We start from the raw sequence: 13,000 nt of genomic DNA on the forward strand, positions 1-13,000 counted from the left end.
CCTTTCTACTCGCCGTTTCCTTCTCCTGCTTGAGACGGAACTTAATCAGAACGGAGATCGTATGCAAAATTGGTAACAAATGAAGCTTCTGTTTTACACGGGTGAAGTGCAAGCATCTGATCGAGACTACCGAATCTTTTCAAATATAGTCATAGTATTTAAGCATATTATAAATAGAGGTGATGTTTTTTGGTCTAATGATCATTGGGGCAATTGCCGTGCTCGGTTTTTTGTTCAGTTTGTTATGGGGTTAGTGGAAAGGGCTGCCATTGGGATAAATAGGACCTAGGCTAGCCTATTTTTTTGTCGTTTAGAATGATGGGTTCTAGAGCTAAAAATGGTTTGTGCTGCGGCTTCACAAAAAAGGGGCAACATATAAATTCTGATATTATAAGAAACCCTCTTTTTTTGACAGGTTTGTGGGTGAAAGGCGGAAGGCCGTCAAGATACACCTGTTTTTTTGACATATCTGAGGGTGAAGTATTATGCCTTCTATTAAAGAAAAGCCACCTAGGTGGCTTTTCTCGTTCTATTTCTGAATCAAGTAGTCTACCAGTTTTCCCTTTGGTTTCCCAAAGATTTCTTGCTCCAACCGGCGGCCTGTTGGTGTTGCTGCGAGTCCGCCTTCTGCTGTTTCCCGGAGTGCGGATGGCATTGTCTGGCCGATGGCGTACATCGCGCCAATGACTTCATCGCATGGGATTCGGCTTGTGACTCCTGCTAAGGCCATGTCGGCCGCCGTAATTGCGTTCGAAGCTCCCATCGCATTTCTTTTTACGCATGGAACTTCGACCAGTCCAGCAACAGGGTCACAGACTAATCCAAGCATATTTTTCAGCGTTATCGCAAAAGCCTCAGATGATTGCTGCGGTGTCCCGCCTGCCATTTCAACAATTGCAGCGGCAGCCATGCCAGCAGCGGATCCGACTTCTGCCTGACATCCGCCTGCCGCTCCGGAAATCGAGGCATTGTTGGCTACAACAAAACCAAATGCTGCAGTCGTGAACAAATACTCGATCATTTCCATGCGCGTCGGGTTCAATTTCTCTTTTACGGCAAAAAGTGTCCCCGGCACGACGCCTGCTGATCCTGCGGTTGGTGTCGCGCAGATCATGCCCATTGCTGCATTCACTTCGTTTGTTGCGACCGCTTTGCTGACGGCATCCAATAATAGATTGCCGGCAAGCGTCTTCCCTCTGGCAATATAGCTTTGCAACAATACCGCGTCTCCGCCGGTTAGTCCGGTCTGGGATTTAACGCCAGCCAAACCTCTTTCCACGGCGCGTTCCATGACCTGCAGATTATTGTCCATCTGGGCAATGATCTCCTTGCGGCTGCGGCCAGAAACTTCTATTTCCTGCCGAATCATGATTTCGGCGATCTTCACGTGATTTTTTACCGCTAATTCAACAAGCTCCGCAACATTACGAAACATGGCTTGCCCTCCTGATGTTTCTCATATTTAATCAACAAGACGAATGACTTGGTCCACTCCATCTAGGGCAGCTAACTCTGCGTACACTTCGTCTTTAAGTTTGTGGTCCATTTCGATCACCATGACCGCGATATCTCCCTTATCCTTTCGGGAAACCTCCATATGGCCGATGTTCATCTGATGCTTTGACAAAACGGAAGTTACCGCTGATATCAGCCCGAATCGATCATGATGGACAACGAGGATCGTCGGGTTGGCACCGGACAGCTTGAGCTTGAACGAATTGATTTCTGTGATCTCAATTGTTCCGCCACCAATGGAAATGCCAACAATTTCAAGCTCCTTGCCCTGTCCATCGAACAAATTTATTTTTACCGTATTCGGATGCTCCGTTACGGCATCTTCCTTAATGAATTCCACTTCGAGTCCGGACTGCTCTGCAATTTTTAAAGCGTCAGGAATCCGTTCATCAAATGTATCAAAGTCCATGATTCCGGCAACGAGTGCGAGGTCGGTTCCATGCCCTTTATAAGTTTTAGCAAAAGAGCCGTACAAAGAGATGATGGCCTTTGTCGGTTGCTTTTCGAACAGTGTGCGCGCGACGCGGCCAATCCTTGCAGCACCGGCTGTATGCGAACTTGATGGCCCGATCATCACCGGACCAATAATATCAAATGCAGAACGATATTTCATGGTTCACTGCTCCTTTTATCGAAAGCGATTTCATAACTTATATTTTTAAAGATTCCTAGCCATTGTTATCTTACCACATTCTCTATATCGTTTACTCGTTTTTTGAGAAAAATGTAAAAACCACCCCAGTCAATCAGGATGGTATCTTCACGCTGACTTTATTTCTGCCGCTATTTTTCGACGCATACAGTGCTTCATCGGCACGGTTTAGCAAGGAGTCACTATTATCGCCAGACTGATAATAGGTGATGCCGAAGCTAGCGGTCAGACTGCCTGCCTCTTTGAAACAATGGTTTGCAACGATCTTGCGGATATGCTCCGCTTTTTCAATCGCTTGTCCACTATTGCTATTGGTGATCACGATGAATTCCTCTCCGCCCCAGCGCCCGAAAAGGTCCCCGTCTGGTAAATTGGCTGTAACAATCTCCGCCAGTTCCTTCAAAACGCAATCACCAATTTTATGTCCATATTTATCGTTGACTTTTTTAAAATAGTCGATATCAAAAAAGATAATCGAAAATGGTTGCCGATTTTCTTCGGCTGTTTTGAGCTTTTCTTCAAACCAGGTATCGACCTGATGCCGGTTTGCAACATGAGTCAGGGAATCGATAAAGGCGTGCTTTTTATAGTAGTCCCTCTCGCTAAAGGCCCGAAACATATTTTGTGCATAAAAGAGAACCAGGATATAGACAGCATTCGCTGCAAGAAACTGCGTTAGGGAATCGATTGACTCATCCGGAAGCTTCAGACTATAAATCAATCCAATCGCAAGCGTAAGGAGGAAAATAAAAACAGAATAGTAAAATCCCTTTTTGGTGCCAAGAATTAAGAAGAAAAACATGATAATCAACGGCATCCAAACAATAAAATCTCCTAACGACCCGCCCCCTTTAGCAAGATCATTATGGACAACCTCGACTAAGGTGAGCACATGATAAAAACTAACCAGTATGACGGTTATATACTCTCCAAGGTGAACTCCCCGGTTCGTATAGGCTAAGAACCAACTGATGGAAAACCAGATAATCAATGTCGTATTGATGGCTGTATCAAACCAGCTTTCATTATTTAGCAAACAATTGGCGATCAGTGCTACTAGAATGATCGGCAACAGCCGCATATACATGCTTCGCTTCAGCTCATCGATCGTTTCAAAGTTCGCAAACATCTTCCTCATCTCCCCAGCTGTCATCCTTCTGCAGACGCTCGAACCATATTTCCTTCTTAGGACAAGACCGGACGAAACACATCCCTTCCTGAAACTATTGTACTAGAAAACTCCATTTTCGTATATTTTCAACTGCAAAAAAAGAAGCAAAAGTCCTAGAAAGACTTCTGCTTTAGTTTATCATTCTGTCCAATTCCAGTATGTCATATCTCCAAGGTTCGCCCCTTGGATTTGCCTGTTTTCTTTTAGCTTAAGCAATTCTTTTACAGGTCCCGTCACGACAGCGCCGTATACTTGGAAGCCTTCCATTCCGTTACTAAAACGATGAACTATCTAAAATGTTACACTTTATTTCCGGTGTTTTGGAAAAAACTTAAAAAACATCATTTCCACGTTGCTTGGCTTAGCTTTCTTTTTTAAAAATATGGTACATTAGAAAGGAACATACGGAAGGGAGATTTATCGATGACAGAAAAAAATAAGGCTTTGCCGCCAAAAACATGCGAAATCGAGCGTCTCGTTACGATCGAAGACGACGTCAATAAAGTTTTACAAGGAAAGAAAACAGCGACTCGCCGCAATGGCCGTTATGCTGATGTAGGCGAAATCATGGAGTTAAAAGGGAAGAAATACATCGTGGACAATGTCTACTCTCAATCACTTGGCGAATTGACAGATGCCGATGCTCAGCGCGAAGGTTTCGAAAATGTCGAGGAGTACAAGCAGTCGATCCTATCTTATCACCCGGGAATGCCATGGCTTCCGCAAATGCGTGTTTGGGTGCATGAATTCAGCCCTGTCGAAGAATAAGCAATGGATTTTTTGTACCGAATCATCATTTATCTTCACGTCATAAGCGTGATAGCCTCCATCGGGCCTTTCTTTATTTTGCTGCCGATAGTAAAAAAACTTCCTAATGCTGTAGAGATAGCATTGGAAGCCCATTTAGCCTTGCTCAAATCAGTCGTGCGGCTGGCAAAGCACGCCGGCCATGTGATGATTGGATCGGGTATCCTGCTCGTCATCCTTGGACCATGGACGTGGAGGACGCCTTGGATTTTCAGTACAGTGGCGCTGCTGTTTGCCTCCCTGTTTTTCTTAGCACGAGCATTCTCCCCAACACTTCGGAAATTTGCCGAAGAAGGCGCGAACAAGCAGGACCTAGCCGCAAAATTGAACCGCACCATCTGGACCTACCTCATTCTTTTGATGTCGACGCTTTGGTTCATGGTCGTGAAGCCGAATTTGTGGTGAATAAGTGGAAGTCCGGGCATCGTACCCGGGCTTTTTTTTACTGACTTGGTCGATTCGTTTAAGGCTATGTTCAATACAAAAGGAAAACAGCCACCAATTACCAGCGGCTGTCAGGAAAAAGCATTCGATTGTAGGGTCCGCGGGCGATCTTGACGCCATCTTCAGCAAGAGCCAGTCTCGGATGGCAAGACATATCTTTATTTTTTCTCCGGGAAGATCCTTTCAAGCGATGTAATCAATTGGGAATCGAGATTCAGGACTTCGCGGACTTCTCGTGCCTTAGCCTTCGCTTCCTCCAAATTGTCTGCTTGATTCAGCTTCAGCAGCGTACCAACAGCAAGTGTGCCTGTTCGCGTTCTACCCGTAGAGCAATGGAAGTAAATATTTTTCCCGGACTCGTAAGCCGCTGCCACCTCATCCAACGCCTTTTCAACCGACTCATCCTGCTGTGAGTCCTTATCATACATTTGCAGATGGGTGCGTGGATAATCATAATTCCCCTCTGTATTTTCAGCTCGCAAATCATATACGATATCAATTTTTTCATGTTCAAGCAGTTCCGGAATCGCATCTGCCCCGCCAATAAAGATCCGGCCAGGGACAAGCGCTTGATAATTTTTGCTCATTCGTATTTCCTCCTTTTAAAAAAAGGCCAGAAGTTTCCCCCTGGCTTCCTGTTATTTTCCTGTTTCAGCAAAGGTTTTGATTCTATCGCTGATTTGATCACGGACGCGCTGGAACACGGCCCATTTTTCTTCTTCTGTTCCCTCTGCCTTAGCTGGGTCGTCGAAGCCCCAGTGTTCGCGTCTTACTTGCGGTGGTGTCACCGGGCAATGCTCATCAGCATGGCCGCAAAGTGTGACGACAAGCTCTGAATTGTGGAGGATTTCGGGATCAATCACATTTGATGTGTGGCCGGAAATGTCGATGCCCACCTCTGCCATTGCCTTGACCGCATTCGGATTCAGCCCATGCGCCTCAATACCCGCGCTCTTCACTTCCCACTCGTCACCAAGATGTTTTTTTGCCCAGCCTTCTGCCATTTGGCTTCGGCAAGAGTTTCCTGTACATAAGAAATAGATTGTTTTTTTTGCCATAATAGATTCGCTCCCTTTTTAGATAATTAGCAACCAAATATATAAACCTACAAGCGTTAGGAACAAAGTAGGAATGGTTAAGATGATTCCTGTTTTAAAATAAGTGCCCCAAGAAATCCTCACGCCCTTCAATGAAAGGACATGCAGCCACAACAATGTTGCCAGTGAACCGATCGGGGTGATTTTCGGCCCTAAATCGGAGCCGATGACATTGGCATAGATCAACGCTTCACGGATGACGCCAGTTGTGTTAGTATCCGCAACTGCCAGCGCATCTATCATGACAGTTGGCATATTGTTCATAATAGAAGAAAGAATCGCAGCGATGAAGCCCATACCGATCGTAGCAGCGAATAAACCCTGGTCAGCCGCAGCCTGGATAACGTCAGCTAACAGATTGGTCAAGCCGGCATTACGCAAACCGTAAACGACAACGTACATTCCAATTGAAAAGAACACGATGGCCCACGGTGCTCCTTTTACTACGGTAGCCGTATGAACAGCCGGGCTCCTCCTTGCCATCATCAAAAAGAAAATCGCAACAATTCCAGCAATGAACGATACCGGGATATTCAGAAATTCACTTGCAAAATAGCCAATCAGCAGGACTCCCAACACAATCCAGGATAAGCGGAACATTTTCACATCCTTGATCGCTTCGACCGGCTTTTTCAGATCGGACATCTCGTAATGTTTCGGGATGCTCTTTTTGAAAAATAAATACAAAACCAAAATACTAGCACCTAATGAGAAGAAGTTCGGCACGATCATGCGGGATGCATACTCAACGAATCCAATCTCGAAGAAATCAGCAGATACAATATTCACCAGATTGCTGACAACCAGCGGCAATGACGTCGTATCGGCAATAAAACCGCTTGCCATGATAAAAGGAAATACCATTTTTTCCTCGAATTTCAGGTTGCGGACCATCGCCAGCACGATGGGAGTTAAGATCAGGGCAGCTCCGTCGTTTGCAAACAATGCAGCCACGCCAGCACCAAGCAGGGTGACATAGACGAACATCTTAATACCGTTCCCCTTTGCTGCCCTCGCCATATGTAAGGCTGCCCATTCAAAAAATCCAATCTCATCTAAAATAAGCGAAATAATAATAATGGCAATAAAAGCAAGTGTAGCATTCCAGACAATCCCGGTAACATCGATAACGTCCTGGAAGTCAACAACACCGAAAAGCAATGCTAAGATTGCACCCCCTACAGCTGACCAGCCAATTCCCAACCCTTTAGGCTGCCAAATAACAAGCGTCAGCGTCACAAGGAAAATCAGTGAAGCTATGATCGGTAATGACAATTCCACACACCTCCATTAATCACAGGAAATTCGTTTTCCCTGCTTTTCAAGTTCTGTAAATTTTTCTTCCTGACTCGGAAGTGCCTCCATGAGCAATTGAACAAATTCGAAATGCTCATATTGCCGGTTCATCGAGTAAAAAACCCACTGCCCTCTCCTGGACTCTTTTACCAAACCTGCGTCCTTCAGCTTGCGGATATGCTGGCTGATTGCCGGCTGACTCGCATCAAACATGGCGACAAATTCACAAACACAGCAATCGTGATCAGCAAGAATTCTCATCATCGTCAACCGCGTCCTGTCACCAAGTAGCTTAAAAACTGCAGCAGCTTGATCCATTTCCATCCTTTGCTTGATCAATTACTCTCCACCTCCATTTCATCGTAATTACCGCATTAGTATATAATGATTTGCTTATATATTCAAGAGTGATTCTATGTATAGATTATTAAGAATTTGTAAAGCTGTAGGATTTATTTTATCAAAAAGACGCCCGGAGAACTTATCCTTGGCGTCCTTGTTAATTGATATTAAGCCAACATGCCTTTCAGCTCTTTGACAGTTAATAGCTTACCTGTGGAAACCACCTTTTCGTCGATGACAAGTGCGGGGGTACTCATCACTTTGTACTTCATGATTTCCTTGATGTCTTCTACCTTTTCGATCACTGCGTCCACCTGTACTTCTTCGACCGCCATGCGTGTGTTTTTTTCAAGCTCTTGGCATTTTTTGCAGCCTGTACCTAAAATTTTAATATTCATTTTCATTTCCTCCTCATCGTTATAGAATTGCGTTGAAACCATAGCCAATCAGGATGATCCCTGAAGTGACAACGCCGACAAATACAGCAATCAGCTTTGGTTTGATTACTTTCCTGAGCAAAATTATTTCCGGAAGGGACAGGGCGGTGATTGCCATCATAAACGCAAGCGCTGTACCTGGTCCTACACCTTTGTTTAATAATGCTTCGACAATTGGCAGAGCACCGATGGCGTTTGAGTAAAGTGGTACGCCTATAATCGTCGCAATCGGAACCGCGAAGAAATTTCCTTCTCCTGCATATTTGACAAGCAAATCCTGTGGGGCATATTCATGTATGAACGCCCCAATCCCAATCCCGATCAAGAGATAAAGCCACATCTTCTGAATTGTCTCCACAACATTACGTGCAGCAAAAATTGTTCTTTCCTTAAGCTCTTTTCTACTGAAAACTGCTTTGATTTTTTCGGCAAAGGTCCGGTTGTCTCTTCCTTGCATATTGACCTCTTCATTCCCAGCCGCTATTTCATAAACATAGGACTCCACATGCTTTTCCATTTTCAGCTTGCCAATGATGTAACCCGCGACAATCGCCAGAGTGATTCCCGCCAACACATAAATCAGCGCTACTTTCCAGCCGAAAATAGAAAACAGCATGACCAGCGAGATTTCATTTACGATTGGTGATGAAATCAGGAACGTAAACGTGATACCCAAAGGGATTCCAGCCTCGACAAAGCCGATAAATAAAGGCACCGTCGAACACGAGCAGAATGGAGATAAGACGCCCAGGAAAGCTGCCATCACACTAGCAACCCCCTTCCTTCTGCCTTCGAGCCATTCCTTGACCTTTTCCGGTGGAAAAAAGCTCCTGATGAATGAAATCGCGAAAATCATCACCGCGAGCAAAAACAGGATTTTTGTTGTGTCGTAAATGAAAAAATGGAGTGCTCCACCTAGTCTTGATGTTAACTCCATATTCAGGACATCAACGACAAGCCAGGTGGCCAGTTGATTAAACATTTAGATCTCCTTCTTTCAGATAGGGAATCAGAGGTGCTAGCTTTTCTTTATCCAGACTGTAGACAGTGAACTTACCTTCTCTTCTGGATTTAATGAGCTTTCCCTTTTCCATGATTTTCAAATGGTGGCTGATAGTTGAAGATGCTCCCGACAGGCCATCGACGATCTCACACATGCAAAGATCCTCGAACCATAACAATGTCATGATTTTTAGGCGTGTTTCATCTCCGAGCGCTTTGAAAAACGCCGCCTTGCTTTCAAGTTTTTCTGCAACATCCATAAGTGGAAACTCTTCCTTGGCTCCAGCAATGATCCTTTGCATGACGTTTGATGATTTAATTTCCCATCCAGTTCGACAACTCATTAATTACACCTCCCTTAAAAAGTATACAACTATTTTTCTAGTTTTATAGTTTTATTTATGTCTATTTGAGGAAAATATTCAAGTAGCCGCCCATGTTGCTGGCTTTTATTACAAAATAAGGAAAACGGCGTGATTATTATCCTTTTCCGAGAGATTGCCATGCTTTATTGAGAGATTATCGCCTTCTTGCGGGTAATTAGGTATAGTTCCGAGAGATTAACGCTTTTGATTAAGAGAATAATTTTTCCTACTAAAAAAAAGGTGGAGCCAGGCACATAAATCGCCTAATTCCACCTTTTTTTTATTCTTCAACCTCATATACTGGCATGATTTCCACTTTTTCGAGAGTTAGCCGGCAATATTCTAACAGCAATCCTCGTTTAACTATTGCAATTCACTTTCTCTAGCTCCAGCAAGTGCTCCTTCATGGCAATTCCGCCGCGATAACCTGTGATTGCTCCATTTTTGCCGATAACCCGATGGCATGGCACAACGATCGAAACTGGGTTAGCGCCGATTGCGGTTCCGACTGCTCTCACTGCCGCAGGCTTGCCAATTTTTTCTGCAATATCTGAATATGCACAAGTTTCGCCATAAGGAATTTCCTTCAAGGCTTCCCATACTGCTTCCTGGAATGCTGTTCCTTTTACATCAGCTGGCATGGAAAATTGTCTTCGCTTCCCTTCAAAATACTCAGCTAACTCATCCATGTAAGGTTTTAAAGCTTCTGGATTCTTTTCCAATACAGCAGTGGGAAAACGCTTTGCCATATCTCGCTCATCTTCTTCTGGTGAACCGATATAGCATACACCTTTGTCGGTCGCCGAAATAAAAATTTCATCTCCATTTAAATGATAGATGTCATAATAGATTTTTTGCTCCACAACTCCCACTCCTTACGCCTTTTCCTCATTATAACTAAAAAATGGAATTCTCCATAGGATCTTTTTTCCGAACTGTTAAGATAGGGAAGTTCAAGTTTATTGTTTTTAATGTAAAAAAACTCCATTATCATTACGACAATGGGGATATTACAAATATTTCCTTTTGGCCTGATAAATTACCAATATTGCTCGGCATTTTTAGAGGAAAAAACCACCATACGCTAACGATGCAGTAATGACGTAGGCAGGGTGAACCTTCCATTTTTCAAGCAGCAAGTAGCTTACAACAATTAAAAATATTGTTTGCGTGATACCTGTATCAATATAGGCATTAAAGAAAAAGTTGAAAGTCATGACCCCAAGTAAGATCGCAATGATAGGTCTGATGTAATTCGTCATTCTTTTAACCTTTGGAGAATCTTTATAACGAAGCAATAAACCAAGGAGGAAAATCATTAGGATCAATGAAGGTGCAACTGTGGCGATAATACCTACAACAGCACCTAGAATTCCCCCCTGCTCATACCCAATGTAACCTGCCATTTTTGTCGCGATTGGTCCCGGCAAAGCATTGCCAATCGCCAGCACTTCGCTAAATTCCGGTACTGTCATCCAGCCATAGCGGTCGACCACTTCATTTTCCACCAGAGGAATCGATGCAGGACCTCCCCCGTAGCCAACAATTCCCGGAATGAAAAAGGCGAGGAAAATATGCCAATAAATCATCAGCCTACACCTCTTTCAATCTTTTTCTCCACCTTAGGAGTGTTATCTTTTTTAGCGATAGCCAGAGTTAACAAAACGAGAATTAAGATGGCCGGATGGACATTCAATACCTCCATCAGGATCAGTCCACCAACCACCATTAAACCTGCGTTAACTTTTCCAAGCGTTTCATTCGATTTCTTGAAGAAGTCCCATGTCAATGTGGCCAACATGACACCAACTACCGGAACTACAGCCTTTGTCATGCCAGCAACCCACGGAAGATCTTTAAATGATGATAAGGATGTCAATAACACGATCATCAATAAAATCGTTGGAATGATTGTTGCTGCAGTAGCATTTACCATCCCTGTAAAACCCGCAACACGATATCCGATATATCCTGCCATCTTTGTGGCAATCGGTCCAGGAAGGGTATTACCCAAAGCTAGAACATCAGCAAACTCATCGTCATTCATCCACTTATACTTTTCTACTACTTCTTTATGCACGAGCGGTATCGATGATGGCCCTCCACCATATCCCAGCATCCCGACTCGAAAGAATGCAAGGAATAAATCAAGTTGTTTCATTCTCATTCATCACCTTTTTTGAGATTACCAAACTGCAATAGCCCCATCAGTCCTGGACTCCGTTCCTCCGGATAGAACTCCTGTTACAGGATCTCTCCAGATGATCTGGCCTCTGCCAAATCCGCCTCCATCTAATGCAAATTGGATATCATGCCCTTTCCTTGCCAGTGCCTGGGCAATATGAGCAGGGAAGGTATTCTCTACAACCACCTTATTGCCCTCTATCCACTGCCAGCGCGGCGAATCAAGCGCAGCCTGCGGGTTCAGGTAGAAGTCAATTGTGTTCATGATCACCTGAACATGACCTTGCGGCTGCATATATCCGCCCATCACTCCGAACGGACCGACTGCTTCATTATCTTTTGTTAAGAATCCTGGAATAATTGTGTGATATGTCTTTTTCCCAGGCTCAAGACGATTATCATGGGACGGATCCAATGAAAAATCAGCTCCGCGGTTTTGCAGGCCAATACCTGTTCCTGGAATGACAATTCCTGAGCCAAAGCCCATATAATTGCTCTGGATGAATGAGATCATATTTCCTTCTCCATCCGCCGCAGCCAGATAGACGGTTCCACCTTTTGGAGGTGTGCCAGGCTCAGGCAGGCGTGCAGAATCACCAATCAAGCTTCTTCTTGCCTCCGCATATTCCTCCAATAAAAGCTGTTCAAATGACACCGTCATTTTCTCAGGATCGGTAACATATTTTTTCGCATCCGCAAACGCAAGCTTCATCGCTTCAATTTGTTTGTGGTATGTATCCACAGATTCCTTTTCTTTCAGTTCATAGCCCTTCAGCATGTTAAGTGCCATTAAAGCAACAATGCCCTGGCCATTCGGGGGAATCTCCCAGACATCATAGCCTCTATAATTAACCTTGATCGGCTGGACCCACTCTGGCTTGTATGCGGCCAAATCCTCTTTAGAAAGGAAGCCTCCATACTGCTTAGAAAATTCATCAATTTTATCTGCCAGTTCCCCCCGGTAAAAGCTTTCTGCATTTGTTTCGGCAATCTGGCGCAATGTACCGGCATGGCCCACAGATTTCCATACTTCCCCTATTTGAGGTGCCTTTCCGTTTGGAGCAAAGGTGTCAAACCAGCCTTTGTATTCATCTCCGGTAAAAATTTCTTTAAACTTTTCATAGGCTATGTTCCAGTATTTTCCAAGAGTTGGCGATAAAGGGTATCCATTTTCCGCATAATCAATTGCAGGCTGAAGCGTTTCTTTTAAGGGAAGCTTTCCAAATCGTCTTGATAGCTCAGCCCATGCTGCAGGCACTCCAGGAACAGTTACAGGGATCAAGCCGAAGGTCGGCATTTTTTCATGCCCCTTTTCCTTGACGGCATCAATTGAGATGCTTTGTGGAGCTGGACCGCTTGCGTTCAGGCCATGAAGTTCCCCTTTTACCCAAACTAACGCGAACGCATCGCCACCAATACCGTTTGAAGTTGGCTCAACAACTGTTAAACATGCAGCAGTTGCGATCGCTGCATCAATCGCATTTCCCCCCTTTTTTAAAATGTCAAGACCTGCTTGTGCTGCCAGCGGCTGAGAGGTGGCAACCATACCTTTCTTGGCAAAATTTACTGTTCTTTGTGATTGGTATGGATAATGTAAGTAATCTAAGTTCATGAATTGATCTCCCCCTTAAGGATAGTAACCTTCATTTGTAAGTCAATTTACCTTATTAGCTTTACAAACGAAATAT

Annotated in this window: 17 protein-coding genes; 2 read left to right on the top strand and 15 right to left on the bottom strand. The window is 44.2% G+C overall.

What is annotated here, in order from left to right; translation table 11 throughout:
- Positions 1-529: 529 nt before the first annotated feature.
- From sdaAA to UB32_RS19390, 4 genes are all read right to left on the bottom strand, one after another.
- Positions 530-1,435: an L-serine ammonia-lyase, iron-sulfur-dependent, subunit alpha gene (sdaAA, locus tag UB32_RS08425; RefSeq protein WP_044392856.1), complete on the bottom strand. Its 906-nt coding sequence runs from the start codon at positions 1,433-1,435 to the stop codon at positions 530-532.
- 27 nt (positions 1,436-1,462) lie between these two features.
- Entirely contained in the window at positions 1,463-2,128 is a 666-nt protein-coding gene (gene sdaAB, locus UB32_RS08430; protein WP_044392857.1) for an L-serine ammonia-lyase, iron-sulfur-dependent subunit beta, read from the bottom strand.
- A 133-nt stretch (positions 2,129-2,261) separates the two neighbouring features.
- Positions 2,262-3,296, bottom strand: coding sequence for a GGDEF domain-containing protein (locus UB32_RS19000; protein WP_052806992.1), 1,035 nt, complete (start codon positions 3,294-3,296; stop codon positions 2,262-2,264).
- 180 nt (positions 3,297-3,476) lie between these two features.
- Positions 3,477-3,605, bottom strand: coding sequence for an anti sigma factor C-terminal domain-containing protein (locus tag UB32_RS19390; protein ID WP_084221770.1), 129 nt, complete (start codon positions 3,603-3,605; stop codon positions 3,477-3,479).
- 156 nt (positions 3,606-3,761) lie between these two features.
- Here UB32_RS19390 and UB32_RS08440 point away from each other — a divergent pair, with 156 nt between their 5' ends.
- Together UB32_RS08440 and UB32_RS08445 are read left to right on the top strand one after the other, a co-directional pair.
- Positions 3,762-4,106 (top strand): ASCH domain-containing protein, encoded by a 345-nt coding sequence (locus tag UB32_RS08440; RefSeq protein ID WP_044392858.1) that lies wholly within the window; start codon positions 3,762-3,764, stop codon positions 4,104-4,106.
- A 3-nt stretch (positions 4,107-4,109) separates the two neighbouring features.
- Complete coding sequence (locus tag UB32_RS08445; protein WP_044392859.1) at positions 4,110-4,550, top strand: hypothetical protein; 441 nt, start codon at positions 4,110-4,112, stop codon at positions 4,548-4,550.
- Between the two features lie 197 nt (positions 4,551-4,747).
- Here UB32_RS08445 and UB32_RS08450 read toward each other — a convergent pair whose 3' ends face one another.
- The 11 genes from UB32_RS08450 to UB32_RS08500 all read right to left on the bottom strand — a co-directional run bounded on the left by UB32_RS08450 (position 4,748) and on the right by UB32_RS08500 (position 12,924).
- The gene (locus tag UB32_RS08450; protein ID WP_044392861.1) at positions 4,748-5,176 is read right to left on the bottom strand and encodes a protein-tyrosine phosphatase family protein; all 429 of its coding nucleotides are present in this window, start codon (positions 5,174-5,176) and stop codon (positions 4,748-4,750) included.
- A gap of 51 nt (positions 5,177-5,227) precedes the next feature.
- Positions 5,228-5,647 carry an arsenate reductase (thioredoxin) gene (gene arsC / locus UB32_RS08455; RefSeq protein ID WP_044392863.1) on the bottom strand — a complete coding sequence of 140 codons (420 nt, stop codon included), beginning with the start codon at positions 5,645-5,647 and terminating at the stop codon, positions 5,228-5,230.
- An 18-nt stretch (positions 5,648-5,665) separates the two neighbouring features.
- On the bottom strand, positions 5,666-6,961 hold the full coding sequence (locus UB32_RS08460; protein ID WP_044392864.1) for an arsenical efflux pump membrane protein ArsB: 1,296 nt from the start codon (positions 6,959-6,961) through the stop codon (positions 5,666-5,668).
- 15 nt (positions 6,962-6,976) lie between these two features.
- Positions 6,977-7,321, bottom strand: coding sequence for an ArsR/SmtB family transcription factor (locus UB32_RS08465; RefSeq protein WP_241768455.1), 345 nt, complete (start codon positions 7,319-7,321; stop codon positions 6,977-6,979).
- Between the two features lie 170 nt (positions 7,322-7,491).
- Complete coding sequence (locus tag UB32_RS08470; RefSeq protein WP_044392865.1) at positions 7,492-7,722, bottom strand: thioredoxin family protein; 231 nt, start codon at positions 7,720-7,722, stop codon at positions 7,492-7,494.
- 19 nt (positions 7,723-7,741) lie between these two features.
- Entirely contained in the window at positions 7,742-8,743 is a 1,002-nt protein-coding gene (locus UB32_RS08475) for a permease (RefSeq protein WP_044392867.1), read from the bottom strand.
- Positions 8,736-9,107: an ArsR/SmtB family transcription factor gene (locus tag UB32_RS08480; protein ID WP_044392868.1), complete on the bottom strand. Its 372-nt coding sequence runs from the start codon at positions 9,105-9,107 to the stop codon at positions 8,736-8,738. Before UB32_RS08480 ends, UB32_RS08475 begins: the two co-directional genes overlap by 8 nt.
- 380 nt (positions 9,108-9,487) lie before the next feature.
- Positions 9,488-9,991, bottom strand: coding sequence for a methylated-DNA--[protein]-cysteine S-methyltransferase (locus tag UB32_RS08485; protein ID WP_241768456.1), 504 nt, complete (start codon positions 9,989-9,991; stop codon positions 9,488-9,490).
- 198 nt (positions 9,992-10,189) lie between these two features.
- Positions 10,190-10,717 (bottom strand): chromate transporter, encoded by a 528-nt coding sequence (locus UB32_RS08490; RefSeq protein ID WP_044392870.1) that lies wholly within the window; start codon positions 10,715-10,717, stop codon positions 10,190-10,192.
- Positions 10,717-11,289: a chromate transporter gene (locus UB32_RS08495; protein ID WP_044392872.1), complete on the bottom strand. Its 573-nt coding sequence runs from the start codon at positions 11,287-11,289 to the stop codon at positions 10,717-10,719. The genes UB32_RS08490 and UB32_RS08495 overlap by 1 nt, the downstream gene beginning before the upstream one ends.
- 24 nt (positions 11,290-11,313) lie before the next feature.
- Positions 11,314-12,924, bottom strand: a complete 1,611-nt coding sequence (locus UB32_RS08500) for a gamma-glutamyltransferase family protein (protein WP_044392874.1) — start codon at positions 12,922-12,924, stop codon at positions 11,314-11,316.
- Positions 12,925-13,000: the final 76 nt, after the last annotated feature.

This window comes from Mesobacillus subterraneus, from assembly GCF_000934845.1.
Lineage (GTDB): Bacteria > Bacillota > Bacilli > Bacillales > Cytobacillaceae > Mesobacillus > Mesobacillus stamsii.

Coding starts and splice junctions, on each gene's coding strand:
- UB32_RS19000 (WP_052806992.1), bottom strand. CDS start 3,296: ATGTTTGCGAACTTTGAAACGATCGATGAGCTGAAGCGAAGCATGTAT.
- UB32_RS08470 (WP_044392865.1), bottom strand. CDS start 7,722: ATGAATATTAAAATTTTAGGTACAGGCTGCAAAAAATGCCAAGAGCTT.
- UB32_RS19390 (WP_084221770.1), bottom strand. CDS start 3,605: ATGGAAGGCTTCCAAGTATACGGCGCTGTCGTGACGGGACCTGTAAAA.
- UB32_RS08450 (WP_044392861.1), bottom strand. CDS start 5,176: ATGAGCAAAAATTATCAAGCGCTTGTCCCTGGCCGGATCTTTATTGGC.
- UB32_RS08490 (WP_044392870.1), bottom strand. CDS start 10,717: ATGATTTATTGGCATATTTTCCTCGCCTTTTTCATTCCGGGAATTGTT.
- UB32_RS08475 (WP_044392867.1), bottom strand. CDS start 8,743: ATGTTTAATCAACTGGCCACCTGGCTTGTCGTTGATGTCCTGAATATG.
- UB32_RS08445 (WP_044392859.1), top strand. CDS start 4,110: ATGGATTTTTTGTACCGAATCATCATTTATCTTCACGTCATAAGCGTG.
- UB32_RS08500 (WP_044392874.1), bottom strand. CDS start 12,924: ATGAACTTAGATTACTTACATTATCCATACCAATCACAAAGAACAGTA.
- UB32_RS08495 (WP_044392872.1), bottom strand. CDS start 11,289: ATGAAACAACTTGATTTATTCCTTGCATTCTTTCGAGTCGGGATGCTG.
- UB32_RS08480 (WP_044392868.1), bottom strand. CDS start 9,107: ATGAGTTGTCGAACTGGATGGGAAATTAAATCATCAAACGTCATGCAA.
- sdaAB (WP_044392857.1), bottom strand. CDS start 2,128: ATGAAATATCGTTCTGCATTTGATATTATTGGTCCGGTGATGATCGGG.
- UB32_RS08440 (WP_044392858.1), top strand. CDS start 3,762: ATGACAGAAAAAAATAAGGCTTTGCCGCCAAAAACATGCGAAATCGAG.
- sdaAA (WP_044392856.1), bottom strand. CDS start 1,435: ATGTTTCGTAATGTTGCGGAGCTTGTTGAATTAGCGGTAAAAAATCAC.
- arsC (WP_044392863.1), bottom strand. CDS start 5,647: ATGGCAAAAAAAACAATCTATTTCTTATGTACAGGAAACTCTTGCCGA.